This window comes from Streptomyces sp. NPDC048295, assembly GCF_040652135.1.
GTDB lineage: Bacteria > Actinomycetota > Actinomycetes > Streptomycetales > Streptomycetaceae > Streptomyces.
In genome coordinates this window covers 194,141-221,060 of record NZ_JBEZLL010000013.1, presented here as the reverse complement: position 1 = coordinate 221,060, position 26,920 = coordinate 194,141, and the positions used below count along the sequence as shown (strand labels likewise).

Here is a 26,920-nt window from a genome sequence, read left to right as displayed (position 1 = left end):
CCATGGCGTTTGTGCTTTCCCGAGTAGTACGGGGTGTCGGCGGTGATGCGGTCGATGGGGAGCAGGGTGCCGTCGAGGATGACGAACGCCTTCTCTCGGATCGTCGTCATCGCCTCGGCCAGGGTCGGTGCGAGAGCGGCCAGCACCTCGATGGCCTCGCGTATGTAGCGGAACACGGTCGCGATTCCGATGCCGAACCCGGCGGCGAGCTGTGCATAGGTGTCGCCGCATCGCAGGTGGGCAAGGGCGAGCAGGGCCTGGCGGCCGGCGGGCAGGCGTCGCCACCTCGTCCCGATCTCTCGGCGCCGGACGGTGAGCTGTCTGCCCAGGTATCGCAGGGTGCGGCTGGACAGACCCATCGACGACGGGTAGACAAGCACGCGAAGCTCCTGGCGGACACGGGTGATCTTGGTCGAGAACCCGTCTACCAGGAGCTTCGTCGTTACGCAGGCGTGTCCAACTCGCGGTCAGTGCCGCGAGGTTGGAAAGGGCTCACTGAGCAGCAGAAACCCGCTACCGACCGCACTGACATCACGATGCCGAACCACCACCGACAAAAACCCGCACATCATCAGTGCCTCCGTTCGGCCCAAGGCCGAACGGAGGCAGGGCGGGTTCGTGTCACGCGGCAGGTGGTGAGACCTACTCGTTGTTCCAGGTGGCGCCGGATCCTGTGAACGAGCCGGAGACACCGGTGTCGTCCGACCAGATCCAGAAGTCCGCGTGCGAGACGCCATCCGGCGACACGGACGACTGGCCGCCCGCGACGCCGGCGCCGTTCTCGTTGGCGATGAACTGCCCCTTGCCCCAGCTCGCGTCAGGTCCGTCCTGGGCGGCTGCGATGCCCGCGGCGCCGAGCAGGCCGACCGTGGCCAGGGTGAGAGCGGCGAGTGCTGTCTGAATACGCATAGAGTCTCCCAAGAAGTGACCAAAGGGCCGTTCAGATCACAGCCCGCTTAGGCCGGACTCTGCCTCAGACACCCAGTAACGATGCGTATGGGCACGCCTGCGAATGCATCAGATCACTCGTCTAGCCGTGCACAGGTTGCCCCGTGGTGCGAAATATGCGTCCCAGGGCCTGGCATTTCCCGCCCTGAGAATGCGTTCACAACCAACCCAGGCCTCTATACGGAATTAGCCCGCACACCCTCCCTCAACACTCCGTCCTGCCGAGAAATAACACCGCTCCCCGGCTGCGAAGTGCCGTCTTCGTAGTAGTAAGCAGGCGGGGGGGTTCCACCCCATGACAGCCGATAACCCACGAGGTATCACCCTCGTGTCAGTGGCACGCCGCGGCGACAGGTCGACGACCGGCAGGAACACAGTCCTGTCGCGCAACCACTACTGACGCGCTCTCGCTGACACGAAGCCGACACATCGCAGCCATCATCGCGGCGTCATCGGCAAAGCGCCTCGTCCCCAAGGGCCGCATTCTCGTGCTGGTGCCGACGCTGGATCTTCTGACGCAGACCGTCCAGGCGTGGCGCGCGGGGGGCTGGCGTATCTGCGCGCCTGCGGGCTGCAGCACCTGGCGGTCCATCAGCCGCACGCGGCGCTGGCCAACTTTCTGGAGGTCGGCCGGCTGATGGAGGGCTGGGGGGACCGGCCGGCGTTCCTGCCCTGGCGTACGGATGCGGCGCGGGCGCTGCTGTGCCCGGGTGAGAACCACCGGGCGGAGCAGTTCGCCCTGCGTCAGCTCGCGATGCCCGACGCGCAGCGCCCGTACGTACGCGGGCTGGCCCTGCGAATGCGGGCGCTGGCCGGGGACTCCCAGCGGCGGCCAAAGGTCCTGGCCCAGACGGTCGACGAGCTGCCGCTCCGGCGACCAGGTGGAGACGGCCCGTGCGATGGCGGATCTGGGCCGGGCGCTCCAGGAGAGCGGCTCTTCGCCGAAGGGCGGCGTGATGATCCGTTCGGCGTGGCAGCCGGCGAAGGACACGGGCGCGGGGCCGCTGTGCCAGGAGAACCTCCCGGACGCGCCGCTGACGTCGGCGAAGGGTGCCACGGCGGCCATGCCGGGAGGGACGTCCCTCCCGGACCGGGAAGGCGGGCAAGGACCGGGCGGGTACCGACGCGGCCCGGCTGAGCGGTTCCGAGCAGCGTGTGGCCACCCTGGCCGCGCAGGGTCCGGCCAACCGGGAGATCCCGGCCCTGCTGTTCCTGGCGGTGAGCACGGTCGAGCAGCATCTGACGCGGGTCTGCCGCAAGGTCCGGATCACGTCCCGGGGCGATCCCCCGCTGGACCTGGAACTCGCCGACGGTGCCCGGTCCGCGCCTGAGGACAGCGTCCGGGGCGAACGCTCCCGTTGCGTCCCTCAGTCCTCCCCGCCGGGGCGGAAGTTGAGGACGAAGCGGGCGCGTTCGCCGTTGATGCGGCGCCGTACGAACAGCACGGGCTCTCCGTCCGGGGTGCAGCTCACGCCCTCGCGGACGAGGAGCGGGGTGCCCGCCGGGACGCCGAGCAGATCGGCGTCGCCGATGTCCGCTCCGATGGCGCTGAAGGCCCGCCAGTCGTATTCCAGGACGATGCCGGCGCTCCGCGCCAGGACCTGGACCACGTTGTCCACCCGCCCCGGGGCGGACAACTCCTCGGGCAGGAGCGAGGACTTCAGCCAGTAGCTGCTGACGCCCCACGGTTCGGCGCCGATGACGATGACGCTCTCCAGGCGTGAGAGTTCGGCGGAATCGCACCGCAGGTGTCCCGCGGCCCCGACGTCGGCCGGGGCGCGGGGTGCGGGGAGGACGGCGGTGATCCGTTCGGTGCCGTCCATGACGTCACCGGCGTCGGCCGCCTTGTGGGGGATGGCGGTGGTGAGGCTGCCCAGGTCGAAGCGCTGGCTTCGCGGATCGACCGCGATCGAGACGCGCGCGATGGGGGCGCGGACGAACGTTCCCACCCCCCTGCGGATCTCAACGGAAGCGGCGCGTTCGAGTTCGGCGATGGCCTGGCGGATCGTCAGCCGGTTGACGTCGAACTCCTCGCACAGTTCTGGCTCGCTGGGCAGCCGGGAGCCGGCCGGAAGGTCGCCGGAGTCGATCCGGTCCTGGATCCTCCGGGCGAGCTGCAGGTAGATCGGGGCGGTTCTTCTGCGGTTCGACACCCCTGGATCCTACGAGCCGAAACGGCGGGCGACCTGCGCGATCGCGTACGGAGACGGCCCGAGGAACCGCTCGTTCATCCAAGGTTCAGCAGAGCGACCACTGAGTTCGACATGAAACACCTCCCAGGACATATAGACATCTAGATGTCTTGATCGTCCCTGTGCACATCCCCCTGCACGCCCCCTGCACGCAAGTGCGGTTCCCGACTCTGGAAGGCTCCCATGCCCCTGCTGAACTTCCGCGACCCGGCCCCCGTCGTCGACCCCCGGGGCGACCGTGTCCGCCCCGGGGTCCTGTTCCGCTCGGCCCAGCCCGACCCCGTGGCGGACACCGCGACCGTCGGCGAGCTGCACGCCCACGGCATCCGCGTCGTCGTCGACCTGCGCAGCCCCGACGAGCGCGGCGACGACGACTGGGCCGCCGCCGAGGAGGCGGGCATCACCGTCGTCCGGGCACCCATCGTCCCGGACGACACCAACGCCGTCGCCGGACCGGGCATGGCTTCCCTGCGGACCTCGGCCGATCTGGGCCGGTTCTACGCGGACCTCGCCGAGTCCGCCCCCTCGGCCCTGGCCGAGGCGGTCCGGGCCGCCGCCGGACCGGGCGCGGCCCTCGTGCACTGCGCGGCGGGGAAGGACCGTACCGGCCTCCTGGTGGCGCTGCTGCTGGAACTCGTGGGAGTGCCCGACGACCAGATCGCCGACGACTACGTCCGTACGGCCCTCGCACTCCCGGAGATCCTCGCCGCTCTCGCCACCCGGCACCGCATCGCCCTGAACGACGGGGCGGTCGCCGGAGCGGACGGGGCGGCGGGACAGCCGGCCGTGCCCGCGCCGCTGCTCCAGGCCCCGCGCGAGGCGATCGAGGTCTTCCTGGAGACCATGCGGGCCCGCCACGGCGGCGCCGAGGCGTTCCTGCTGGGCTGCGGGGTCGGGGCGGCCACCCTCGACGCCTTCCGCGCCAAGGCCGCCATCGGGACCGCCGTGTCCGCACCCCTCGCCGGGGCGGCCCTGCCCGCAGCCGCCGACGAGGCGCACCACCCCGTCCTCTCCGCCTCCCCGACGTCCTCCCGCCCGGCAGGAGACCCCCTCGCATGACCGAGATGCTGCGCAAGACCCCCGCCCCCGCTCACGGACCACTGCCCACCGACGGCCTTCCCGGGCCCGAGGTCCGCGCCCCGCGCCGGGTCGTCGCCGGGCTGGTCTTCACCGAGCTCCTGATCGGGATCGGCTTCGCCATGCCGCTGGTCGCCTCGCTCAGCCTGAAGGTCGACGAGATCGCGCCGGACGCCCGGGAGAGCGTGCTGAGCACCGTCATGGCGGCCGGGGCCATCGCCGCGTTCGTCCTCAACCCGGTCTTCGGCCATCTGTCGGACCGCACGTCCGGACGGTCCGGCAGACGCAGGCCGTGGATCCTCGGCGGCCTCACCGCCGGACTGCCGGCCGCCGTGGTCATGGCCACGGCCTCCTCGCCGGCCCAGCTGATGCTGGGCTGGATCCTCGCCCAGGCCGCGTACAACGCGGCACTCGCCGCTCTCGCCGCCGTGGTCGCCGACCGGGTGCCCGCCGCTCAACAGGCCACCGTGTCCGGCCTGTTCGGCGCCGCCCAGTTCGCCTCCGTCTTCCCCGCCTTCCTCCTCGTCGGCCTCATACCCGACAACACCACGGCCCTGCTGCTGGTCCCCGGCATCGCCGGTGCCGCAGGCGCCGTCGTGTCGTGGATCCTGCTGCGCGGCGACCGGGCCGTCCCCGCCGGTGAACGGACCCCGGTGAGCCTGCGCTCGGTCTTCACCAGTCTCCTGTTCGACCCGCGCACCTCCCCGGCCTTCACCGCGGTCTGGCTGCAACGCTTCCTGCTCCAGGGCGCCAACGCCCTGATCGGCACGTTCGGCCTCTACTACCTGATGTCCCGCCTGGAGATGTCGACGGCCGAGGCCGCCGCCCTCGTCGCGACCACCGGCATGCTCTCCGTCGTCGGCAACGTCGTCGCCGCGGCGGTGTTCGGGAAGCTGGCCTCCCGCACCGGCGCCTACCGCGCCTTCGTCGTGGCCTCCGGCCTGCTGATGGCCACTTCCATGTCCATCAAGATGCTGTCCTCGTCCGTGTGGCCGATCTACCTGTCCACCACCGTCGCCGCCATCGGCCTCGGAGCCTTCTATGCCGTCGACATGGCCCTAGTCCTGCGGGTCATGCCCACCAGCACCGACGCCGCACGCTGGCTCGGCGTGTTCAACATCGCCAAATCCCTGCCGCAGTCCATCGCCCCGCTGCTTGCCCCGCTCCTGCTGAACCTGGGCACCGACCCGGTCGGACCGGCGAGCGACGGCAAGAACTACTTCGCCCTCTACCTCGGCGGAACCCTCGCCGCCCTCGCGGCCGTCGCCCTCACCCCTCTGATCCGCCACCCCCGCCTCACCCGCGGCTGACCCCCACCGACCCGTACCCCACACCCCCGACGAAAGGCACACCACCGTGACCTCCCGCCTGCGCCACACCGACGGCACCCCGTTTCGCGACCTCAACCACAACGGCACCATGGAGCCGTACGAGGATCCCCGCCTGCCGGTCGACGACCGCGTCGAGGACCTGCTGGGCCGGATGACCCTGGAGGAGAAGGCCGGTCAGATGTGCCACGGCCGGATGGCCGCGGGCGAGAACTCCTTCATGCCGTCCGGCGCCGGCCTCATAGCCGAGCGGCACATCACCCACTTCGCGATGATCCAGGTCCCCTCCGCCGGCACCATGGCCGCCTGGAACAACCACGTCCAGGACCTCGCCGCCGCCACCCGCCTCGGCATCCCGGTGACCCTCTCCTCCGACCCCCGGCACGGATTCACCGCCAACCCCATGACGGCCCACACCGACGGCGGATTCAGCCCGGGTCCCGAACCCATCGGCCTGGCCGCGACCGACGACCCGGCACTCGTCGAGGAGTTCGCCGCGGCCGCCGCCCGGGAACTGCGCTCCGTCGGAATCCGGGTGGCCATCCACCCCATGGCCGACCTGGCCACCGAACCGCGCTGGGCTCGCATCAGCGGCACCTTCGGCGAGGACGCCGACCGCGCCGCGCGGATGCTCGGCGCCTACATCCGCGGCATGCAGGGCGACACCCTGGGCCCGGACAGCGTGGCCTGCATGACCAAGCACTTCCCCGGCCACGGCCCGCAGGCGGGCGGGGAGGACTCCCACTTCGCCTACGGCAAGTACCAGGCGTTCCCCGGCGACAACCTCGAATACCACCTCCGCCCCTGGGAAGCGGCGTTCGCCGCCGGCACCGCCCAGGTCATGCCCTGCTACTCGATTCCCGCCGGAAGCGGCCTGCCCGAGGTAGCCGCCAACTTCAACCGCGAAGTGATCACCGGGCTGCTCCGCGGCCGGTACGGCTTCGACGGCGTCGTATGCACCGACTTCAACTCCCTCACCGGCATGGAGGTCCCCGGCGTCGTCCAGCTCCCGCCCCGCAACTGGGGAGTGGAACACCTCCCCCTCGCCGAGCAGGTCCGCATGCAGCTCGACGCCGGTGTCGACCAGCTCGGCGGCGAGACCCGCCCCGACTGGATCGCCGAAGCCGTCCGCTCCGGCGCCGTCGGCGAAGAACGCGTCGACACCTCCGTACGCCGCATCCTGCGCGACAAGTTCCGCCTCGGCCTCTTCGACGACCCCTATGTCGACGCCGACGAGGCCGGCGCCCTGGTCGGCGCCGCCGGGACGCGTCGCCTGGGCCGCCGGGTCCAGCTGCGCTCCCTCGTCCAGCTCACCGGCCGCGCGCAGACCGCGCGGACGCTGCCCGAGGTACCGGCCCTCTACGTGGAGAACATCGCCCCCGAAACGGCCGCCCGGTACGGCCGCCTCGTCGACCGCCCCGAGGAGGCCGACCTCGCGGTACTGCGCCTGACCGCCCCGTACGAGAAGCGGGAGGGATTCCTGGAGCAGCACTTCCACGCCGGGTCCCTCGCGTTCCCGGCCGCCGAACTGGCCCGGCTGCAAGCGCTGTGCGCGACCGTCCCCACCGTCGTCGACGTGCAGCTCGACCGCCCCGCGATCCTCACCGGGCTCGCCACCGAGGCGGCGCTGCTCCTGGGCAGCTTCGGCACCGACGACGACATCGTGCTGGATGTGGCCTTCGGCCGCGCGGTGGCCGAAGGCAGCCTCCCCTTCGACCTCCCGTCCTCCATGCGGGCCGTCGAGGACTCCCACGAGGACGTCCCGTTCGACACGGCCGACCCGCTGTTCCGCTGCGGGCACAGCGCGGTCGCCCGCTGACGCCACCGGGCCGCGCGGCCGGTCAGCGGGCGCCGGCCGGCTTGGACAACCCGCGCCTGACCGAGATCCTGGAGGCTCTCTCCCCCGCCGAGCGGGCGGTGACTCTCGCTCTCGCCGTCCACGGGGTCACCACCTGGGCTGAAGCGGCCAGGGCCGCTGGTGCTGCACAGCCGAAGAAGTGGGCGAGCAGGTCCGCCGGAAGGTGAAAGGGCTCGCTAGGCGCATCACCGGCCGCTCTCTGGAGGCCGAGACGATCACGGTGAGCGGACGATGACCGCCCTCAACCCCGTCCCAGCCCGCCCGGCCCGGCACCCGGAGGTGATGTTGCGGATCGCCCTGCCCAGCATTCCTGCCTGCACCGCGACACTCTGCACCAGCAGCATCGGCGCGGCCTTGGCCCACGGCACCGTCCCGGCAGCCTCCCCCATCGTGTGGCCGCTCGTGGTGCTCGCTCTCGGCGCGATAGCGCACGACGTCGGGACCCGTGCCCTGCCCGCCGCGCGGGCTGACTGCTCTGCCGGGGGCATTGAGGTTGCGACGACCCCAACGTCGGCATGACGAGGATGGACTTCGGCCGGACGGCTCGCACCGCCGGCCAGTGCGTTCCGCCAGCAGCTTTGGCTGTGCGGAAGGTGCTCGGCACCAGGGCGGGGCAGGATCGCTTCTCCACGGCATGTCTGGCCGGATTCCCGCTGCTTGCCGTGTCCTCTCCGGTCAGCCGCACCAGCTCCTACGGCCGCCTCTGCTACCGCCCCACCATGCCAGTCAAGCGGCCCCGGATATCCGAGCCCTTCACCGCGTACCCGATAGATCTGGAGGAGCAGAACCTCGTCCTCTCCGGTGAGGGCACCTTGCTGGGGCCACGGCCAGCCGAAAGCGCGGCGACCATTGGCGTAACCGTCTGTGCCCGGAGGGCAGGTCACCAGTCCCCGCCGCCGAAATCACCACCCCCGCCGCCAATGTCTCCGCCGCCGAAGCCTGACGCGAAGTCGGCCGGGTTGAAGTCGGCGCCGGACACGTCGCCGCCGTCCGGCAGACCCTGGGCGGCCGAGCCGAGGTCCCCCGCGTCGGCGAATGCGGAGGGCGCGCTGATCATGCTGCCCAGCATCGTGCCCGCGAGCAGACCGCCGGCCACTGCCGCGGTGCCACCGAAGTAGCCACCCGCCCAGGGGGCGTAAGCAGAGCCCCCGTTCCAGTACGGCTGCGGCCCGCTTGCGGTGGGGACCATACGGGTCAGCGGCTGCCCGCCCTCGCTCACGCGCACGGCGTCCTCGGCACAGGCCGGGACCTCACGCAGCACGCCGCCCGGCGGGCACCAGTTCACGTCGCTGATCGACGGGCCGTGCCGGGGGTCGAAGAAGCAGGGCATACGACGTTCAGGAAGCGGGGCACCAGCGCGCCGGGCGGCCAGGGTGGCCAGAGCGAACCGTCCCTGCCCCAAGGTCTCAGTCACCGGCTGGACGTCCCCCGGTCGGGCTGCTTCGGCCATCTGCACCTTGGCCCGGTCGTAGGCGTCCAGGGCGCTGGTGAAGTCGTCGCACATCGCGTCGGTGGCACCGGGCTCGGACGTAGCGAAGTCGAGTCGGTCCAGCTCTTCCCCGAAGGCGGTGATGTCCTCGTCCACCACGGCGCGCAAGGCATCCAGTTCGGCCCGCTCACGCTCTTCCCGCTTCTTTTTCGACCGGCGGTAGAGGGCGTACGCACCCGTCCCGCCGACGATGACTGCGCCCCCGGCGACAAGCAGTCCGGTGGCCCCGGCACCCTCCTCGTCGTCTGCCCAAGAGGACGGCGCGTTGCCCTTGGCCTGCTGAAGGGCCTGGTCGACGAACGCGTTCAGCTGGGCCGGAGCGTCCGAGGCGTAGGAACGCCGCACCGCACCTTTGGCGTTGTCCACGGCGGCGCCGGGCATCACCTGCCGGTCGGCATCCGCAGCGAAACGATCGCCGAGGCGGATAGCGTAGACGCCGGTGACACCGGTAAAGGTACGCAGGTCGCGCAGCACCGTATCGGGCGGGTACTCGGCGGCCTCGGGCAGCACGACGACGAAGACCGGCTTGTCCGCATCCTCGATCTTCCGCGCGAGCGCGTCGGCGTCGTCCTTCGAGAGCTGGTCCTGGGCCCGTGGGTCGACATAGACGGGGCTCTTCTTCAGCGCCTGTGCCACGTCGCCGATGTTGCCCGCGGCGTAGGCCGCTCCGGGAGCAAGGGCGGCGGCCAGAGCCAAGAGGAGCAGGGCCAGGGTGTGGGCCGGACGGAACTTGGGCGTGGCCCCTATGAGGGCATGCATGGAGATTCTCCTGAAGAGATCCGCGAGTTGTCTGTGATCACTTGGCCGTACGGGAGGGCAGAACAAGGAGCCGCCGTTTCCGGGCGGGCGGAGGTTTCCGCTGCCTGCGCCTGGTAGCCGGCCGCCATGAGCATCCCTTCGTCTTCAGCCGTGTTCTCCGGAAGGGGGCGACTCCCCCGCCCCATAGTTATACAGTTGCGCAATCTAGCAATCCTCATGGCGGGTGCGGCTTCTTCGGCCGTCTTGACCCGTATGGACGAGAACGGACGAGGTGGCGATGTTCGCGAACGCTCTACACCCCTGGCACCTGCTGCTCGTGGCCATTGTGATCATTTTGGTGTTCGGGTCGAAGAAACTGCCGGACGCGGCCCGCGGGCTGGGTAAGTCGATGCGGATCCTCAAGAGCGAGGCGAAAGCCATGAAGGAGGACGGCGCGCCACCGGCCGCTGCACCTGAGGCCGCCCCCGGCGAACACGCGCAGACGGCCCCGCGAACGATCCAGGCCGCTCCAGGCGATACTGCTTCGGCGCGGCCCGTACCGGAGCACGGCACCACTACCCGCTGAGCTCCCGCCCGGAGGGTGCATCAAGGGCCGACATCTCGAAAGCCGTACCGCGGCGGCTCGCCCTTCACCCACGAGGTGAGGCAATACCAGTGCGGTGCCTCGGAGCCGGGCCTGCCCCCTCCCGGCTTCACCAGCCCTGACCTCAGCAGCCCCAACCCCGTACGGCGCAGGGCCGGCAGGGTTCCGACGGCCCGGCCGTGCCTGCCGGGGCACCGGAGAGCGGCCCGGACGGACAACCGGGCGGCTCGGCCCCGGCCGCGACGGCGCCCGGCCCGCGCTGCCCCGACACGGCAGGCCAACCAGACACGGCCCGATCCTGGCAAGCCGACTCCACCTTGCCTGGGCGACATATTAAGTATTGCGCAAGTGGGTAACTGACAGACATCCTCTGCCGCGCGAGGCCGAGCCCCGCAGCAGGGGCGGTCCCGTTGACTTTCGGGGGTATGCATGAGCCGCTCTGACCGTCTCAGAGCAGAAGACCGGCGCGATTTCGAGCGCGTGCTCGACCAGGCGCTGAAGTCCCCGCAGGCGTCCGCCGTGGCGCGGAGGACCGGTGCAACGGAGAACATCGAGCAGCTGCGAACCCGCGCTCTGCGGGAGCATGGTGCCATCATGGCCGCCGCGCTGCCCGAGTACCGCCACTACCGTCAGGTGCGCACCCAGGCGGCCCGGCAGGCTGAGCCCCCTTCCGGGTCCGTCGGCAAGAACCGGCGTGGCGCGGGCCGCGGCCTGCTCGGGGCCGTGGGGTTCCTGGTTCCCGTGCTGGCCGCCATGGCCGCCGTGGTGTTCCTCGTCTTCGGCTACGGCCTGCGTCTTGCCGGTGACGGCCCCGGGCTGGCGGACGGACTGGTGACCGCAGGCTGGATCGCCGGGGCTCTCGCGGGACTCGCCACGCTGGCGGGCCTGGTCGGCATGCTGGTGGCCGCCGCACGCAATCGGGCCGCGGCATACGCGGACCACGTCCGGGAGGCCGATCCGACCGTGGAGACGGCCCGGCAGGCGTGGCACCAAGCGCTTCTGGAGCGCGGCATGCTGCCCCACCTGCACAACCGGCTCCCCGGCACCAGCACCCCCGAGCAGCTGGGCCGACCCACCGCGCCCGGCTGCCAAGACACCGTAGAGGGAAGGGGCAGCGTTCCAGAGGCGGGGCCCGGGTTCTCTTCACCCGGCTTCAGCAGCCCCGACTTCGCCGGCCCCAGGTCCCGCCCTGAGGAGAAGGAGCGGTGAACCATGGCCATCGGGCGGGCTGCCCGTCAGGCTTCGGGTCACGGTCCGCCGCTGGGTAACCGGCCGCGCGCATTGGTGAGGCCTGCTACGTCGCGTCCGGATCAAACGATGGGCGCTCGGACGGGTCGGGCCCCGTACCCTTGGTCAGCACGACGCGAGGCCCCGAGGGGGCGTCTGCGGAGGGACCGTCCACGGCTTCCTGTACCGCATCGGCGACCTGATGCAGTTCCTGCCTCGGATCGAAGGCGTCACGGATCTCGGCGAGTCCGAAGCTGTCACCGGCGCCGTCCAGGACGTGTTTGCGTACGAACGTCTTGGGGTGCAGATCTTCGAACTCGAAGTCCTTGAACTCCGGCCCCAGTTCATCACGGATCTCCTGCTTGGCGTTGTCGGAGAACTCCCGCACCTTGCGCAGGAACCCCGTCACGTTCTGGATCATCTCCGGCAGCTTGTCCGGGCCGAAGAGGAGCACTGCGATGATCCCGATGGTGATCAGTTCCAGCGGGCCCACATCGGAGAACACCTGACACTCTCACCTTCCTGGCCGTACATCCGTCACCGGGGCACGCGCCCGCAACTGACACTTTAGTTATTGCGCAACCATGAGAACTGTAGCGGTAGTCTCCACGCTATAGGGGCCGTAGGGGCCAAGCGCCAGGACGCATCCAGCGGGTGGAGGAAGAACAGTGGGAGTTTCCCTGCCCAAGGGCGGCAACGTGTCGCTGAACAAGCAGGCCCCTGGCCTGACTTCAGTACGTGTCGGCCTTGGCTGGCAGACACCGGCCGCCGACTACGACCTGGACGCCAGCGCCCTGCTGTGCGGCCAGTCGGGACAGGTCCTGTCCGACCAGCACTTCATCTTCTCCAACAATCCCCGCAGCCCCGACGGCTCGGTACAGCACTCCGCCAACGACACCCCCGGGGGCAGACCCGGCGAGAACGAGCACATCCGGGTCGACCTGGCCACGGTCCCCGCCGAGGCCGCGAAGATCGTGTTCCCAGTTTCCATCTATGCGGCCGAGCAGCGCCGCCAGAACTTCGGGCAGATCCAGGGCACCCACATCCGTGTCAGCGACCAGGAGACCGGCACCGAACTGGCCCACTTCAACCTGACGGGAGGCGCCTCCACCGAAACCGCCATGGTCTTCGGGGAGTTGTACCGCCACGGCACGGAGTGGAAGTTCCGCGCCGTCGGCCAGGGGTACGCCTCCGGCCTCGCGGGCATCGCCACCGACTATGGCGTCGATCTCATGCGCCCCACCCCGCAGCCCAGGGCCACCTCAAGCCAACCACCCGTCCCGCCTGCCCCCTCTGCCCCGCCGCCCCACAAGCCCGGCACCGGCCGGGCGCCGGGACTGCGCCCGACCCCCGCACCGCCGCAACCGACAGGGAGTTCCTCGGTGACCTGCTTCTTCGACCCCAACCACGGCCCTGGCTCGACCGCCGTCCTCTGGTCCCCGCAATGGGGCATGCCCGCCAGATCCAGGCGTGCGGCGGCTGTGCCCAGCGCGTGCAGACCACACCGCCGCCGTACTACACCACGCCACAGGCCGGGTATCCCCAACCGCCTCAGCAGGATTACCCGCAGCAGCAGGGATACCCCCAGCCGGGCTATCCGGAGCAGCCACGCCGCTTCGGTACCGGCGCGGTGATCGGCGCCGGCGCGGCCGGCCTGGTCGGTGGAGTTCTGCTGAACGAGGCCCTCAGCGACGACGAACCCGACGTGACCGTCAACCAGCACTACGAGGGAGACGGCGATGGTGAGTTCGGCGGCTTCTGACACTCGGCCGCCCCGTACCCGATAGCAACCGCTCTGGCCAGTTTCAGACACCCCGGTGTCCCGAAGTCGGCCACAGCAGCCCGCTTCCTCGGCCCGACAGGCCGCAGCCGTTCCGTCAACTCCTCCACGTATACCTGCGAGAGCGGCTGTGGCCTTGCCGGAGGCATGGCATCCGCCACGCTCGGGAGGGGCGGGCCGCGATCTCTCATCGCACACCACCTGCCGGGCCGCGCGTGAAGGTTGCTAGATTGCGCAACTGTACAACCAACGGGTGGGGCCGACCGTCCCCTCTTCATGAGCCGACCAGATGAGGGGCACACATGACCAGTAGCCATCGGGTAGCGTCCATACGCCGGGGTGCAGGCACCCCGCCCTCATCGGCCGGCTCCCGGGCCGCAGTACGCAGGCGCCGCCACAAGCGTGGCCGACTGCGCCTGATACTGGCGATAGCCCTGTCTCTGCTGGTCCTTGTAGTAGCCGGAGCCGGCTGGGCGTACCTCAAGCTGACCGGGAATATCGACACCTTCAGCGCCGGCGGGCTGTCCGACGACCGTCCGGATGTCGGCTCGTCGAAAGGCCAGAACGTCCTCATCATCGGTTCGGATGCCCGTACCGACGGCAACAGCGACCTGGGCGGCGGCAACAAGCAGGACGTCGGCCGCTCCGACACCGCGCTCCTGCTGCACGTCTACGCCGACCACGAGCACGCGGTCGCGGTGTCCATACCCCGCGACACCCTCGTCGACATCCCGCCGTGCAAACTGCCGGACGACACCTGGACCAAGACCCAGCCACACACCATGTTCAACGCCGCGTACTCAGTAGGACAGACCGCGAAGGGCAACCCGGCCTGCACCCAGAACACGGTGGAGAAACTGACCGGTCTGCGCGTCCACCACACGATTGTGGTCGACTTCAAAGGCTTCGCATCCCTGACCGAAGTCGTCGGCGGAGTCGATGTGTGCGTGCCGCAGGACATCTACCAAAAGGACCTCAACCCCAACCGCCCAACCCGCGGCGAACGCATCTTCGCCAAAGGTGAGCAGAAGGTCTCCGGGCGGCAGGCCCTGGACTATGTGCGGATCCGGCACGGCATCGGCGACGGCTCCGACATCGGCCGCATCAAACGCCAGCAAGCATTCATCGCCAGCCTGATCAAGAAAGTCAAGAGCGATGGGCTCACCCCCACCAAACTGTTCCCGCTCGCAGACGCCGCCACCAAGTCGATGACCGTCGACCCCGGTCTCGGCTCGGCGGACAAGATGATCTCGTTCGCGATGTCGCTGAAGAACATCGACCTGGACAACACCAAGTTCGTTACCATCCCCTGGCGCTACGAGGGCTCTCGCGTCGCGGTCGTCGAGCCGGACGCCGACGCTCTGTGGGCGGCGTTGAAGGCGGACCGCACTCTGGACGGCGAGGACGCCAGCGGCAAGACGGCCACGCCCTCCCCATCGAGCATCGCCCCGGTCGCCGGAGACGGCATCGCCGTCGCTGTCCAGAACGGCACCACTACCGGCGGCCTGGCCTCCCACGCCGCTAAGACCCTCACAGACCACGGTTTCACGGTCGCCGGCACCGGAAACGCGCCCAGTCAGGACCACGCCACGACGGTCATCACGTACGGACCCGGTCAGAAGACCGAGGCCAAGACCGTCGCCCGGCTCTTCGCCGGGGCCGAGATCGAGCAGGGGGCCACCGAAGGCATCACCGTCACCGTGGGCCAGTCCTACGCCGACAACCCCACCGACCCCACCACCGCCGAGCCAACAGCCGTGCCCTCCAATGTGGCCGAGAATGCCCGCTCCGCCGATGACAGCCCCTGCTCGGACCTCTCCTACGGCTGACCTGGCCGTCCCGGCCGGGACATATCATGAGTGCTGTTCATACGCCCGAACGAGGAGAAGATCGAAGACCTCGTCGAGGACCACGGCGAGAAGGTCTCCGGAGGGCTGGAGAAGGTCGGCGACTTATCGACGACAAGACGGACGGCAAGTACAGCGAAAAGATCGACACTGGAGTCGACAAAGCCCAAGGACTCATCGAGCGCCTAGGCGACAAGAGCGACTGACGCCACCCGCTCCGATGCCGACGACGTCCACACCAAACTCTCATACGCCCGCCGGCACGGCTGCTCAGCGCGCGACGGCATGCCCCGCCTTGTTCCAGTTGTCCCGCAGGCGGTCGAGGTAGGACTGGGCCTGGCTGCCGGGCCTCGCGCCGCGGGCGAAGGCGAGCATGTTGCGGGCCCCGGTGTTGTAGCCGGCCGAGCGCCAACAGCTCGTCCTTCGTGTAAGGGATGGACCAGCGGGCAAGCAGCTGGGCGGCGAGGTCGTGCAGGTGCCGGACGGCGGCATCGACGGCGAGGCCGCGGTCGTCGGTCAGCCCTTCCCAGCGGCGGTGTGCGAAGTCCCGTCCCCGTTTGGTGTCGTCGAAGGCGGCCAGGTGCATGTTGGCGATACCTAACGCCGCGTCGGGCTTGTAGCGCTGCCAGGTCCGCTCGAGATCGGGGACGTGCGGCTTGTAGGACTCGTTGTAGAGGATCACCATCAGCAGCTGGGCGCTGATACCCGCCTCGGCAGCGTACGTCCGAACCTGACGCGCGTACTGCGCCGGGTCGTAGTGATCGCGGGCGGCAGAGGGCTGCGCGTTGGGAGGTGCTGAGGTGCGTGCGGTGCTGGGCGCTGTCGCGCCCGGCGGGCGGGAAGGGGTGTCCGACGGGTCCGCCCGTGCCACGAGCCAAAGGGCCAGCGCGATGAGTGGCACTGCGAGCCACCATCGGTCCTTGGCCCGCTCAGCCATGGCCTCCTCCCGTCGCGGTCGACCTGATCTCGTCACGTTTCCCGCTCCGCGCGCCGCCGTTCGAGGCGCCGCATGGCGGCCGCCAGCACAGCCGCGTACAACGCGAGGACGGCGGCGAGCTGCGCGTAGTACGCGAAAGGCAGCGCGGTCACGCCGAGCAGCGGCCCGAGCGCGGACAGGGGAAGGAGCACCCCCACTGCGGCGAGCAGGGCAGCCGCCCGGCCCACCGGGCTCAGGCCGCGGCCCTCCGCGCCGCGGCGGCCCGTGTGCAGCAGGACCATTACCAGTGCCTGGGTGAGCAGGTTCTCGGTGAACCATCCGGAGTGGAAGACGGCCTCGTCGTCGCCGCTCCCGGGGCCGTACACGGCGAGGGCGAGCAGCCCGAACGTGGCCAGGTCGGCCAGGGCGTTGAGGGCGCCGAAGCCGGTGACGAAGCGCAGCAGGCCGCGCGGGCGCAGCACGGTGGGGCGGCGCAGCGCGGCCGGGTGGGGCCGGTCGTGGGCGAAGGCTAGCTGGGCGGCGTCGAAGCACAGGTTCTGCACCAGGACCTGCGCGGGCAGCATCGGCAGGAACGGCAGCAGGATGCCTGCGGCGAGCATCGCGATCACGTTGCCGAGGTTAGAGGAGAGGGCGATGCGCAGGTACGCGGCGATGTTGCCGCTCGCATGCCGGCCTGCCGTGATGGCGTGACCCGTGACTGTGAGGACCTCGCCGGGCTCCAGTCCGAGGTCTCGGCAAGCACGGGCCGCAGCGCCCGGGTGGTCGCCGGTGAGGACCTTTACGCTCACACCGCGCTCGGCGAAGTCGCGCAGCGCGGCGGCCGCAGTGTCGGTGACCGCGTCACGCAGCAGCACGAAACCCATGAACGTCAGGGCGCACACCGCTCCAGGACGGCCTCGGCCGCGCCTTTGACGACGAGCGTGTGCGTGCCTATGCGGCGGGGGGTGCGGAGGACGGCGGTGGCCAGGCGGCGGACCGGGTCGAAGGGAAGGGCGGCGACCGGCTCGTACGCCAGGAGGTCCGCTTCCTCGGCTACGTCGAGGATCGCCTCGTCGAGCATGTCCGGCGTGGGCAGGTCGGCGAGCTGCAGTGTCCACCATGCGTTGATTGCCGCCCAGTGCAGGACCTCGGGGTCGTCGCGGCCGTCCGGGTCGACGGCCCGGCCGACGACTGGCCGGTCATGGGTCAGGGTGCCGGTCTTGTCCAGACACAGCACATCCATCGCGCCCAGATCGTGCAGCGCGGGCGGCCGATTGACGATCACTCCGTGGGTACGGACCAGCAGCGTGGCCCCCCGCGCCAGACATGTGCTGACGACGACCGGCAGCATCTCCGGGGTCAGCGCGACCGCGACCGCCACGGCGAACGGCAACGTCTCCAGACCGCTGCCGTTCACGGCGGCGTTGGCCATGAGGACCAACGGCGGGATCAGCAGCATGAACTGGACGAGGATCCACGCGACGCCGTGCACCGAGCGCTCGAAGGTGCCGGCGCTGCGCCGTCCGGTCCCCGTGTGGGAGTGGGCGAGCTCGGTACGCGCTCCGGTCGCGAGAACTACCACGGTGCCGCTGCCCGAGGCCACGCTGCTGCCCTGGAAACACAGGTGCGGCTGCGAGAACACGCCCCGGTCGTACGGATGCGGCGCATCCAGCGGAAACTTGTCGACGGGCCGGGACTCTCCAGTGAGCGCCGCCTGGTGCACGCCCAGCCCACTCGCCCGCAACAGCCGTACATCGGCGGGCACCACATCTCCCGGGCCGAGACGAATCACATCGCCCGGCACCGGCTGGTCCACAGGGATCTCCCGCGCCACCGGAACCGCAGCCGGGGCACCACCATCCGCCCGGCGCAGCATGCTCGCCGTCGTGACGACCATCTCGCGCAACCGGACCATGGACCGGTCAGCCCTCCGTTCACCAGACATACGCAGCACCCAGCTGACCACCACCAGTAGGGGTGATCACACCCGCCGTCGTCCATGTGGCCACGGCCGCCGAGACGAGCCCGAGCACGAGCAGCACCGCGGTGAACGGATCGGTCAGAGCGCGCAGCACACGTCGAGGCCAAACAGTGATGCGCTGAGCCGGCAGCACGTTCTCGCCGAACCGGGCCAGCCGCTGCTCTGCCTCCTGCTCGGTCAGTCCTCGCGGGCCGCTGTCGAGGACGCGCAGCACCTGCAGTGCCGTTGGTGCCGCTACGCCAACCGCAGCCGCGGCCGTGCTCGGCGCCTGTGTGGCCGCAGCGCCCGTTCCCGCGGCCATCGCATGCTCAGGCACCGGTCCCGCGCGCCAGGCGCACCGGCACGGTCTCGCTCTGTGTACGGCCGCAGAGCTGACCGACCATCACGCGCACGACGGTCACGACGTCGGGATCGTCGACGAAGTAGACCTGCCGACGGCCCTCGCGCCGGGCACGTACGAGTCCGGCCAGCTTCAGCTTCGTCAAGTGCTGGCTGATCGCCGGCAGCGCCCCGCCGACCCGGTCGGCTAGATGTGTGACGTCACTCTCGCCCTGCGCAAGGGTCCACATGATGTGCAGCCGCGACGCCGATGCCAACAGTCCGAACGCCGCCGACGCTTCGGCCAATACCTCCGCGGAAGGATCCTCAAGGTCAGGCGCTTTCTTGACCACGAACTACCTCCGTCACCTCGGACCACCCCCACAAGCCGCCCCAGTCTAGGAGCCGACGCCTGCCCGGCCGAGCCGCGATCCGCAGGGGCGCCGCCCCTTGCCCCACTCACGCCCACCCCGAGGAACCCGCACTTGTCGAGCCCGGGTGGGGCATCAGATTGAGCGGTCCGAACTCGTCCATGCAGAAGATGACTTCGGGCGCGCCGTCCTCGGGTGTCACCTCGCCGTCGGCGATCGCGTAGAGGTGTTCGACGCGGGCCTTCTTGGCCGCGTAGTCCGGATCGCGGGAGGTCTTCCAGGTCTTCAGGCATTGAAACGAGACGCCTTCCTCGCGGAGCAGGATGCGCAGGCCCTCGTGGCTGATGTCGTCGACCACCCCCTCGGCGACCAGGAAGTCCGCCAACTTGGTCAGGCTCCAGGTGGAGAACGGCAGGTCGTGTTCGGTCGGCTTGGACTTGGCGATCTTCTTGATCTCGCGGCGCTCGGGCAGCGTGAACGTCCTGGGGCGGCCGCCCTTGTACTTCGGATACAGCGACTCGAAGCCGTCGGCGTTGAAGTTGTGGATCACATCCCGGATCCGGTCGTCGCTGGTGAACGACACCTCGGCGATCTTCGCCACCGGCATGCCCTGCGCGGAGAGCAGCACCATCTGGGCCCGCCGCCAGGTCACCACCGACCCGGTGCCCCTGCGCATGATCCGCAATAGCCGCCCCTTGTCGTCGTTGATCTCACGGACGCGTACTTGTTCTGCCACGGTCGGACGGTAACGGACGGCCGATGCCCAAGAACCTCACTCAGACCGCTTTGTCCCGTGCGCGGAGGGCCGCCTCCAGACGGGCGATGTCCTCGGCGTCCTTGCCCCGCCGAGGCCGGGAAGGATCCCAGACGGGCGTCATTCGTTTGATCTCGATCTGGGCCTGCGGACTGACGATCGCGCACTGCAGACCACCGATATGGCCCGGCCCGGCATCGAGCATTCCTTCGGGCCAGGGCGCACCGGCCCAGGGGCCCCCGGCAACCACCACACGGCCAGCCGTATCCCTGTCCAGGAGCGTAAAGCTGCTCTCCAGACCGTCCTTGACGAAATCGAACTGCAGGTCAGGCGGCGACCCCGGGACCGGTTCGTAGCAGCGCTGCAGCAACCCTCCTGCCAGAGCACCGGCATCGTCCGCCCAGACGAACCAGTCGATGTCCTCATGGTCTCGCGTGATCTCGCCAAGGAAGAAGTCCATGGCCCATCCACCGCGGAGCCACACCGGGATCCCAAGAGCTCCGGCAACCTCCACGGCCTCAGCGATCACGTGGAGCTGCTGATCAGCACGTCCCATATCCACAGCCAGGCAGGTTACCCAGCAACGGCCTTGCCCGGCACATCATTTGCCTTCACACGCACAGAACGGGCGAACGTTGCCTGATGCGGCACTAGGGCGTGTATCGAAGGTGCTGGTCACAGCCACTCATTGATGGCTGCTACCAGCACGGTCGCCTCATAGCGGACGGCGGGTTTGTCGTATCTCGTGGCGACTGCGTGGTGCCTTTTGAGGCGATTGATTCCGCACTCCACCGCGTGGCGCTTCTTGTAGTCGGCCTTGTCGAACTTCGGCGGCCTGCCACCGTGGGAACCGCGCTTCTTGCGGTTCCGGGCGTGGTCCGCCTTGTCAGGAATCGTGCAGCGGATACCGCGCCTGCGCAGGTAGGCGCGGTTCTTGCGGGAGGCGTACGCCCTATCGGCACGGACCCGGTTCGGACGAGTGGGCGGCCTGCCCGGACCGGGACGGGAGACCCGGATCTTCTCCCGGACGGGTTTGAACTGAGGGGAGTTCCCTCGCTGTCTGGCAGTGATCACGATCGACATCGGCCTTTGGCCCTGCGCGGCGGCCAGATGCAGCTTGGTCGTCAGACCGCCGCGCGAGCGCCCGAGGCCGTGGTCGTCCGGCTCGGCGTTGATACCGCCGGGCGGCTCCTTTTGCAGATCCCCCTTTTCCGCGCACCGGCGGCGTGCTGGTGGGCCCGGCACACGGTGGAGTCGACATTGATTTCCCAGGCGATGAGTCTCTGGGCATCCACCTGGACCTCCAGTTCGGCAAAGATGCTCTGCCAGATACCGTCCCGCTGCCAGCGGCAGAACAGGTCGTACACCCGGGCCCAGGGGCCGTACCGCTCCGGGACATCCCGCCACGGGACGCCGGTGCGGGTCCGGAACCGTATGCCGTCGATCAGCTGCCGCCTCGTCCATATCGGCGGACGTCCCGGCTTCTTGCCTCCGGGCAACAACGGTGCTAGCCGGTCCCACTGGGTATCCGTCAGATCTCCACGCGCCACCAAGCGATCATTGCAGAGGTTGATCGACTTCGAGGGTAGACGCCAGACCGGTCACAGACAGGATCGCCTCGACTGTCTCTTCAACCGTCTGCGCAGCGTTGTCGATCCAGGTTCCTTGCTGCCCGAGCTCGGAGCGCATCGCCTCATCCAGGGGAGACCAGTCCGTGGTCAAGACCTTCTCTCGCGCCTGGTTGCGCTGCCACGCGACCGCCGGGCCGGGAGCCAGGATCACGATGTGGAGCGGCGCTGCCGTCAGCGTCGTGCGGTAGAAGTCAAGGTGGGCTAGGCGGACGACAACATCATCGAGCACGGGGATGAAACTCGCCCGCGCGAAGCTGTCCGCCAGAAGGCACGCGTTGCGAGCCCGCAGGAAGATCTGCCGGTCGGCTTCTGCGTTTTCGGCCGGCGAGGGCCATTGCCCGCCGCTGACGACCATCTGCTGGAGTGCATCCACCTCAATATGGGCCGACATCCGAAGCCGGCTGGCCAGTGCAGCGGCCACTGTGGACTTCCCGCTCCCGGGGATGCCGGTCAGCAGGACAGTCCCGGCAGCCGACTCGCGGTCGATGGATATCGGATTCAAGCTCATACGAGTTCTCCAAGCGCAGCGATCAGGACACTGAGAGTACGCGTCGCCCCACTCCCCGCCGAGCTGGCGACTACTTGATCCACTTACGACACACGCCCTAGCTTGATCTTTAACCTCGGGGTCCGAACGGCTCCTCGTACTTGATCACTCGGAGTGGTAACTGTCTTACGTGTGGGCGGCCTTCGGCTGAGCATGTGATCCGACCAAGGAACACACAACGCTCAGCACGAAGGCCGTTGGGATGAGTCTGTTGCATCATGCTGTCCGGCAGGATCCGTTTGCGGAACTGTCACGCTTCCGGGGCGAGTTCTACTCCTGTCTGCCCAGGCGTGCGGACGCGTTGTTCGAGCTTGCGGATGCCGTGTTGTGTGCGGACGGTCCGGTCAGGTCGCTGGTGAAACTGTCGCTGGTGGGCGAGCACCGTCGCGGTCACGGCGGGCTCTACGATGCCCTGGGCGCGGGCCGGGTCGATGTGGCCCGGCTGCGGCGGGCCCTGGCGACGGCGCCGCCGCCGCGGGCGGCGGACGGCCGACTGGTTCTGGCCGCCGACCTCACCTGCTGGCTGCGGCCCAGCGCGCACACCTCACCGCAGCGGATCCTGTGCCACACCTACGGCCGGGGCAAGGACCAGCACATTCCCGTGCCCGGCTGGCCGTACTCGGTGATCTGCGCGCTGGAGACGGGACGCACTTCGTGGACCGCGCCGCTGGACGCACTGCGTCTGGCACCGGGCGACGATGCCGCCACCGTCACCGCTGGCCAGATGCGTGATCTCGTCGAGCGGCTGATCGCGGCCGGGCAGTGGACGGACGGCGACCCGGACATCCTGATAGTGGTGGACGCCGCATACGACGTGCCTCGCCTGGCCTTCCTGCTGAAGGATCTGCCGGTGCAGGTGCTGGGCCGGATGCGTTCGGACCGCGTCCTGCGCCGCGCGGCCCCGCTCCGCGAGCCCGGCGTGAGGGGCCGACCGCCCCGCCATGGCAGTGAGTTCGTTTTCGGTGACCCCGCCACCTGGAACACACCCGACGAGCAGACGGTGACCGAGACCCGTCTCTACGGCACCGCCACCGCACGGGCATGGGACCGGCTCCACCCGAGACTCACCCACCGCTCGGCCTGGACCGCAGAGCTGGGCGCCCTGCCGGTCATCGAGGGCACCGTGATCCGCCTGCAGGTCGAGCACCTGCCCAGCGGCGCGACACCGAAGCCGGCCTGGCTGTGGTGGTCGGGCACCGACGCCACCACAGCCGACATCGACCGTCTGTGGCAGGCGTTCCTGCGGCGCTTCGACATCGAGCACACCTTCCGTCTCTTCAAGCAGACCCTGGGCTGGACCTGCCCGAAGATCCGCACCCCTGAAGCCGCCGACCGCTGGACCTGGCTGATCGTCGTCGCCTTCACCCAGCTCCGGCTCGCCCGCCCGCCCGCTGGCAGCAGACCTCCGACGGCCCTGGGAGAAGCCGACCCCGCCGGACAGGCTCACCCCTGCACGCGTCCGCCGCGACCTTCGGCACCTCCGCCCGCAAGCCGCCTGCCCAGCCAGAGCACCGAAAACCCCCCGTCCCGGCCCAGGACGGCCACCCGGCCGCAAGAACACGCAACCGACCCCACGCCACGACGTGCACACCGTCGGCAGAGCAAGCACGAGACGGACGAAGTCAACAACCCCACGACCACGTCGTACTGGTTAAAGATCAAGCTAGCTAGCCTGAAACGCCAGTGGGGCTCCCCGCCCACAAGAACGGAAAACCCCACCTGCCTGCCTGCGCCGGTCAACCGGCCATGGCCGCCACGACCAGCGCGACAGCCGCACCGCACAGCAGCACCACAAGCGGGCACGCCAGCCGGCCGCGTCTGGTACGCCTGCGCCACAGCACCAGCCACAGCGCACACGCCGCCACGAACACGACCGTCACACCGCTCAGCTCGCCCTCCCGCCACGCCATCCGCAGGGCGTCACGGTCAGCGCCCCATACAAGGAGCGCAACGAGGACGCCTACGGCGGTCAGCGCACACACCGCTTCCAGCAGCCTGCTCATACGGGGCCCTTCTTCTCCGGCGTATCCGTCAGGTCACTGCGCAGGCGGAACGGACGGCCCGACCTCGACGGTCTCCGTCTTGCGGCCGTCTGCGTCCGTGCTGGTGGACCGCTTCTTCTCGGCCTGGGGACCGGCCACGGGTGCCTGGGGCGGATCGGACTGCGCGATCTCGCCGTACGCGGCTCGCGACGACGACCGGGCAGGCCCTGCGATGGCGGCCCGCGGTCACCGCAGAGGTGGGGGCGCTTCCGGCCGCGCACGCCACCCGAGCGCCAGATCCGGGCCCCCCACGAAGAGCATGATCGGGATCCCCTCGAAGACCCGGAGCAGCTCCGGCCGGGCCGAAGCATCGCTGACCCAGTGCCTGACCCGCGCAGCTCACGGCCTCTGCTTCCTTCCGGGGCTCAGGCGTCTTTCCACGCCTGGATGAACTCTTGCTGCTCGTCCCACGTGGTGCGGCCGCGATAGGCGTGCAGGATCTGCCAGGCCGCGCTTTCGGCCTCGCGCAGCCACAGCTCCCCGATGTAGTCGGCCTCGTAGCCGCGCAGGTGCTCCGTACCGATCGCCTTGCCGATCACCTCGGCCGCTGCGGTGCGCTGATCGCTGCTCATCTCCGCCAGGACGCTCAAAAGCTGGTCGGCCAGGACGGTGCCGTCGCCGTCGATGGCGCGCAGCAGCTGGTGGCGTAGGTTGCCGGGCAGCAGGACTGGGTCGTCGGCGGCCTGCCACAGCTGGAACCAGAAGTCCTGCGGCTCGTCGCTGGGCACGGGCAGGGACGCCATCAATGAGACGAGCCGCGCCGTACTCGCATAGGCGGGGGCCTGCGCCACGGCCAGCAACGCCAGGTTGGCGACCTGTTCCGTGGTCAGCTGCCCGGCCTCGAGGTCCGCCGTCATGTTCAGTCACTTCTCCAGCAACTGCGCGAACATCTCAGGTTGGTACACCCGGGGAACCAGCAACGGCCCTGATCATCGCAGTGGTGATCACGCCCCCGCCGCGCGTCCATGGGAGTTGGCTGGATCCGCCGCACCCGGCTGGGAAACGCTCCCGGTTGAACCTCTTCAGCGCAACGCCGGGGCCACGGCTCATTCCGTGGCCCGCTCGGTGTTCAGGTGTCGCATGGCGAGGTCGTGCTCTCCCGGGTGCCGGGCGAGGCGCCGCTCGCCCGGCAGGATCCAGACCGCCTACGAACAGATCCACGGCGCCTGGGCCACGGCCGGCATCCACTGACCGTCACCGTGTGCCCCCCGGCCGTCGGCGGGGACGATCCGCGTGTACGGCAGGGGCTGAATCTCGGACGGCGCTGGACGGGCCTCGGCCAGCGGGTGAGGCCTGCCAGTGCGGGGGCGGCAAGTAACACCCGGGCCCACGAGGATCAGGCGCGGTGCGCTTGTCAGCAAGCGACTCCGGTCTTGCGCCATGCCGTCAGGACTTCGTCGAACGCGCTCTTCGCTTTCAGGCCGCCGATAGCTTCTGGGCTCAGCACGAAGGTGGTCATCAGTGTGCGGGCGGCGGGCAGGTCGAGACTGAGCACCACAAGGACTCTGTCCAGGGCCTCGATCACACTGCGCAGATCGGTGCTGTCGTGCTGTGGAAGCAGTCGAGACAGTACGACAGCAGGTCGGCCAGGTCCGCACTGTCGGCATCAATGCCGACATCGCTGCCAGTGACCTGGACGAGTGCCGTCCGGCAGGCCCACACCGCGTCCAGGGCGTGGGCAGGCAGAGACATGGCCCGCACATGCTCGGACTGGTGGTCGGTGGTGACGCAGTCATCGGCCAGCTCGGCGGCGATCCGCCAGGTCAGGGCGGGCAGCACGTAGCGGGTGTCGTCGAGGACGCGCGCAGCAGCCGATCCCACGGTCCCGAGGACCTCGCTGACCAGTCGCGCATTGGTGGCCCAGGTGAAGCTGGAATGAAGAAGGACGGGGCGGTCGGGACTGCTCATGCGGGGCTGTCGGTGCTGGTCTGGTTCGGCGTGGTGGCCGCCACGATGCGCTCGGAGGTCCCGGGCCCGTTCTCCGGGGCGTCCTACGGGCGGACCGCACACGTCTGATCCCACACTGCCCGCATCGATCCGGGCTCGACCCGGGCTCCACGTATCGCCATGCCCCTGAGGCTATCCGCGCCCTCCGGCCGGAGAAGGGGCGATGCCGAAGTCCCAGCTGAAGGGCCCGGTGATGTGGTAAAGCCACAGGCCCTGGCGCTGGTCGTCGCGAACGACTCCATGCGGCCTGTGACTCTGCGCCTTCCGATAGCCTCGAGGGACATGACTTCAAACCGTTCCTCCCACCGGATGCCGCTGGACGCTCTGGAATCACTGTGCGAATCTGCCATCCGGTCCGCAGGCGGATCCCCAGAGACGGCCGCAGTTCTCGCGTCAGCGACCGTTGCCGCCGAGCGACGAGGCAGGCGTGAAGTGGGAGCGGCGCATCTGCTCGACTACCTCTCCGCTCTCCGATACGGACGTCTGAACGGCGTGGCCCGACCTCGCGTCGCCTCGGCTCGGGCCGCCGTCGTCACCGTCGACGCCGACTGCGGCACCGCGCAGCTCGCGTTCGATCACGCCCTCGGAGCCCTTGTCGAGCGGGCTCGCACCAGCGGTGTGGCCATTCTCGCCATGTATAACTCCTTCAGCGCCGGAGAGCTCGGTCACTACACATCACGCGTCGCCGAAAAGGGGTTGATCGCCCTGGCATGCGCCAACTCGCCGGCGCTCATGGCCGTGTACGGCGCGCGCGTGGCAATCACGGGCACCAATCCGCTCTCGTACGCGCTGCCTCACCCGTCGGGTCCGCGGATGTTCGATCAGGCAACGAGCGCGACCGCCTGGGTGACCGTCCGCGACGCGGCGATGCGAGGCGAGACCATTCCGGACAGCTGGGCGCTCGACGCCGACGGCAACCCGACCTCCGACGCACGCGCCGCCCTGAGCGGCGCGCTCCTGCCGTTCGGAGGTGTCAAGGGTGCCAACATCGCGCTCATGGTCGAGATGCTGGCCGCCGTGGCCGGCGGATCGTTCTCACAGGATGCGGCGCCCTTCGACTCCGGAACCCGGTCCCCGCGCCTAGGTTTGTTCGTCGCGGCAATCGACCCGACCGCATTCGACACCTCGTACACACAGCGAGCGGAGGATCATCTGAGTCGACTCGCCTCCGAGCACGGCGCGGACTTCGACCGCCGGAAGACGCCCATCACCGAGGTCGAAATCCCCGACGACGTCTATCGAGCGCTCATGACGCCCTGACCGAGGATCGCGAAGATGCCCGCGCCCACCCGACCGTCGCAGCCGGCTCACCGGCGACGAGCTCT

The 26,920-nt window shown here is 69.5% G+C and carries 23 protein-coding genes and 6 pseudogenes; 13 read left to right on the top strand and 16 right to left on the bottom strand.

From position 1 onward, the window contains the following. The 3 genes from AB0D53_RS21175 to AB0D53_RS21165 form a co-directional block, all read right to left on the bottom strand. On the bottom strand, positions 1-380 hold a 380-nt coding region (locus tag AB0D53_RS21175), incomplete at its 3' end, for a transposase family protein (RefSeq protein ID WP_362448766.1). A gap of 262 nt (positions 381-642) precedes the next feature. Continuing rightward, entirely contained in the window at positions 643-909 is a 267-nt protein-coding gene (locus tag AB0D53_RS21170; RefSeq protein ID WP_362448763.1) for a hypothetical protein, read from the bottom strand. 370 nt (positions 910-1,279) lie between these two features. Continuing rightward, entirely contained in the window at positions 1,280-2,014 is a 735-nt protein-coding gene (locus tag AB0D53_RS21165) for a hypothetical protein (protein ID WP_362448760.1), read from the bottom strand. Between AB0D53_RS21165 and AB0D53_RS21160 the strand changes: the two are divergent. Next, a pseudogene (locus AB0D53_RS21160) lies at positions 1,999-2,214 on the top strand (LuxR C-terminal-related transcriptional regulator); the annotation flags it as partial. The gene AB0D53_RS21165 and the pseudogene AB0D53_RS21160 overlap by 16 nt on opposite strands. Positions 2,215-2,315: 101 nt before the next feature. On the opposite strand, the gene AB0D53_RS21155 reads toward AB0D53_RS21160, so the two are convergent. Continuing rightward, on the bottom strand, positions 2,316-3,101 hold the full coding sequence (locus AB0D53_RS21155; RefSeq protein WP_362448757.1) for a GntR family transcriptional regulator: 786 nt from the start codon (positions 3,099-3,101) through the stop codon (positions 2,316-2,318). Between the two features lie 222 nt (positions 3,102-3,323). Here AB0D53_RS21155 and AB0D53_RS21150 point away from each other — a divergent pair, with 222 nt between their 5' ends. From AB0D53_RS21150 to AB0D53_RS21140, 3 genes are read left to right on the top strand one after another with little or no spacing between them, the layout of a single operon-like run. After that, on the top strand, positions 3,324-4,199 hold the full coding sequence (locus AB0D53_RS21150) for a tyrosine-protein phosphatase (protein WP_362448754.1): 876 nt from the start codon (positions 3,324-3,326) through the stop codon (positions 4,197-4,199). Beyond that, entirely contained in the window at positions 4,196-5,527 is a 1,332-nt protein-coding gene (locus AB0D53_RS21145; protein ID WP_362448751.1) for an MFS transporter, read from the top strand. Before AB0D53_RS21150 ends, AB0D53_RS21145 begins: the two co-directional genes overlap by 4 nt. 46 nt (positions 5,528-5,573) lie before the next feature. Next, on the top strand, positions 5,574-7,364 hold the full coding sequence (locus AB0D53_RS21140; RefSeq protein ID WP_362448748.1) for a glycoside hydrolase family 3 N-terminal domain-containing protein: 1,791 nt from the start codon (positions 5,574-5,576) through the stop codon (positions 7,362-7,364). 919 nt (positions 7,365-8,283) lie between these two features. On the opposite strand, the gene AB0D53_RS21135 is transcribed toward AB0D53_RS21140, so the two are convergent. Beyond that, on the bottom strand, positions 8,284-9,651 hold the full coding sequence (locus tag AB0D53_RS21135; RefSeq protein ID WP_362448745.1) for a hypothetical protein: 1,368 nt from the start codon (positions 9,649-9,651) through the stop codon (positions 8,284-8,286). Between the two features lie 277 nt (positions 9,652-9,928). Here AB0D53_RS21135 and tatA point away from each other — a divergent pair, with 277 nt between their 5' ends. Further along, complete coding sequence (gene tatA, locus AB0D53_RS21130) at positions 9,929-10,216, top strand: Sec-independent protein translocase subunit TatA (protein WP_362448792.1); 288 nt, start codon at positions 9,929-9,931, stop codon at positions 10,214-10,216. Between the two features lie 447 nt (positions 10,217-10,663). Next, positions 10,664-11,443 (top strand): hypothetical protein, encoded by a 780-nt coding sequence (locus AB0D53_RS21125; RefSeq protein WP_362448742.1) that lies wholly within the window; start codon positions 10,664-10,666, stop codon positions 11,441-11,443. Positions 11,444-11,528: 85 nt separating this feature from the next. Here AB0D53_RS21125 and AB0D53_RS21120 read toward each other — a convergent pair whose 3' ends face one another. Next, complete coding sequence (locus AB0D53_RS21120) at positions 11,529-11,966, bottom strand: sec-independent translocase (protein WP_362448739.1); 438 nt, start codon at positions 11,964-11,966, stop codon at positions 11,529-11,531. 163 nt (positions 11,967-12,129) lie between these two features. On the opposite strand from AB0D53_RS21120, the pseudogene AB0D53_RS21115 reads away from it, so the two are divergent. The 4 genes and pseudogenes from AB0D53_RS21115 to AB0D53_RS21100 form a co-directional block, all read left to right on the top strand. Continuing rightward, positions 12,130-12,693 (top strand): annotated as a pseudogene (locus AB0D53_RS21115) (TerD family protein); the annotation flags it as partial. A gap of 398 nt (positions 12,694-13,091) precedes the next feature. Then, positions 13,092-13,223: a hypothetical protein gene (locus AB0D53_RS21110; protein WP_362448736.1), complete on the top strand. Its 132-nt coding sequence runs from the start codon at positions 13,092-13,094 to the stop codon at positions 13,221-13,223. 320 nt (positions 13,224-13,543) lie between these two features. Continuing rightward, positions 13,544-15,070 (top strand): LCP family protein, encoded by a 1,527-nt coding sequence (locus tag AB0D53_RS21105; protein WP_362448733.1) that lies wholly within the window; start codon positions 13,544-13,546, stop codon positions 15,068-15,070. Between the two features lie 26 nt (positions 15,071-15,096). Continuing rightward, on the top strand, positions 15,097-15,294 hold the full coding sequence (locus AB0D53_RS21100) for an antitoxin (RefSeq protein ID WP_362448730.1): 198 nt from the start codon (positions 15,097-15,099) through the stop codon (positions 15,292-15,294). 763 nt (positions 15,295-16,057) lie between these two features. Here the strand turns inward: AB0D53_RS21100 and AB0D53_RS21095 are convergent. The 6 genes and pseudogenes from AB0D53_RS21095 to AB0D53_RS21070 all read right to left on the bottom strand — a co-directional run bounded on the left by AB0D53_RS21095 (position 16,058) and on the right by AB0D53_RS21070 (position 21,567). Next, positions 16,058-18,286: pseudogene (locus tag AB0D53_RS21095) on the bottom strand (cation-transporting P-type ATPase). A 7-nt stretch (positions 18,287-18,293) separates the two neighbouring features. Further along, positions 18,294-18,656, bottom strand: coding sequence for a metalloregulator ArsR/SmtB family transcription factor (locus AB0D53_RS21090; RefSeq protein ID WP_362448727.1), 363 nt, complete (start codon positions 18,654-18,656; stop codon positions 18,294-18,296). A gap of 139 nt (positions 18,657-18,795) precedes the next feature. Next, positions 18,796-19,410 (bottom strand): annotated as a pseudogene (locus AB0D53_RS21085) (helix-turn-helix domain-containing protein); the annotation flags it as partial. 40 nt (positions 19,411-19,450) lie between these two features. Further along, positions 19,451-19,984, bottom strand: coding sequence for an aminoglycoside adenylyltransferase (locus AB0D53_RS21080; RefSeq protein ID WP_362448789.1), 534 nt, complete (start codon positions 19,982-19,984; stop codon positions 19,451-19,453). A 119-nt stretch (positions 19,985-20,103) separates the two neighbouring features. Next, positions 20,104-20,978: pseudogene (locus AB0D53_RS21075) on the bottom strand (IS5 family transposase). A gap of 7 nt (positions 20,979-20,985) precedes the next feature. Next, entirely contained in the window at positions 20,986-21,567 is a 582-nt protein-coding gene (locus tag AB0D53_RS21070) for an AAA family ATPase (protein ID WP_362448724.1), read from the bottom strand. 241 nt (positions 21,568-21,808) lie between these two features. Here AB0D53_RS21070 and AB0D53_RS21065 point away from each other — a divergent pair. Then, positions 21,809-23,261 (top strand): annotated as a pseudogene (locus AB0D53_RS21065) (NF041680 family putative transposase). 81 nt (positions 23,262-23,342) lie between these two features. Here AB0D53_RS21065 and AB0D53_RS21060 read toward each other — a convergent pair. From AB0D53_RS21060 to AB0D53_RS21045, 4 genes are all read right to left on the bottom strand, one after another. Continuing rightward, positions 23,343-23,609, bottom strand: coding sequence for a hypothetical protein (locus AB0D53_RS21060; protein ID WP_362448721.1), 267 nt, complete (start codon positions 23,607-23,609; stop codon positions 23,343-23,345). 404 nt (positions 23,610-24,013) lie between these two features. Further along, positions 24,014-24,505, bottom strand: a complete 492-nt coding sequence (locus AB0D53_RS21055; RefSeq protein WP_362448718.1) for a hypothetical protein — start codon at positions 24,503-24,505, stop codon at positions 24,014-24,016. A gap of 497 nt (positions 24,506-25,002) precedes the next feature. After that, positions 25,003-25,143 carry a hypothetical protein gene (locus AB0D53_RS21050; protein ID WP_362448715.1) on the bottom strand — a complete coding sequence of 47 codons (141 nt, stop codon included), beginning with the start codon at positions 25,141-25,143 and terminating at the stop codon, positions 25,003-25,005. A gap of 26 nt (positions 25,144-25,169) precedes the next feature. Beyond that, positions 25,170-25,469, bottom strand: a complete 300-nt coding sequence (locus AB0D53_RS21045) for a hypothetical protein (RefSeq protein WP_362448712.1) — start codon at positions 25,467-25,469, stop codon at positions 25,170-25,172. A gap of 54 nt (positions 25,470-25,523) precedes the next feature. Here AB0D53_RS21045 and AB0D53_RS21040 point away from each other — a divergent pair, with 54 nt between their 5' ends. Together AB0D53_RS21040 and AB0D53_RS21035 are read left to right on the top strand one after the other, a co-directional pair. Then, positions 25,524-25,664, top strand: a complete 141-nt coding sequence (locus tag AB0D53_RS21040; RefSeq protein WP_362448709.1) for a hypothetical protein — start codon at positions 25,524-25,526, stop codon at positions 25,662-25,664. 213 nt (positions 25,665-25,877) lie between these two features. After that, a complete protein-coding gene (locus tag AB0D53_RS21035) occupies positions 25,878-26,855 on the top strand; it encodes an Ldh family oxidoreductase (RefSeq protein ID WP_362448706.1) in 978 nt (325 codons plus the stop codon). The last annotated feature ends 65 nt before the right edge of the window (positions 26,856-26,920 follow it).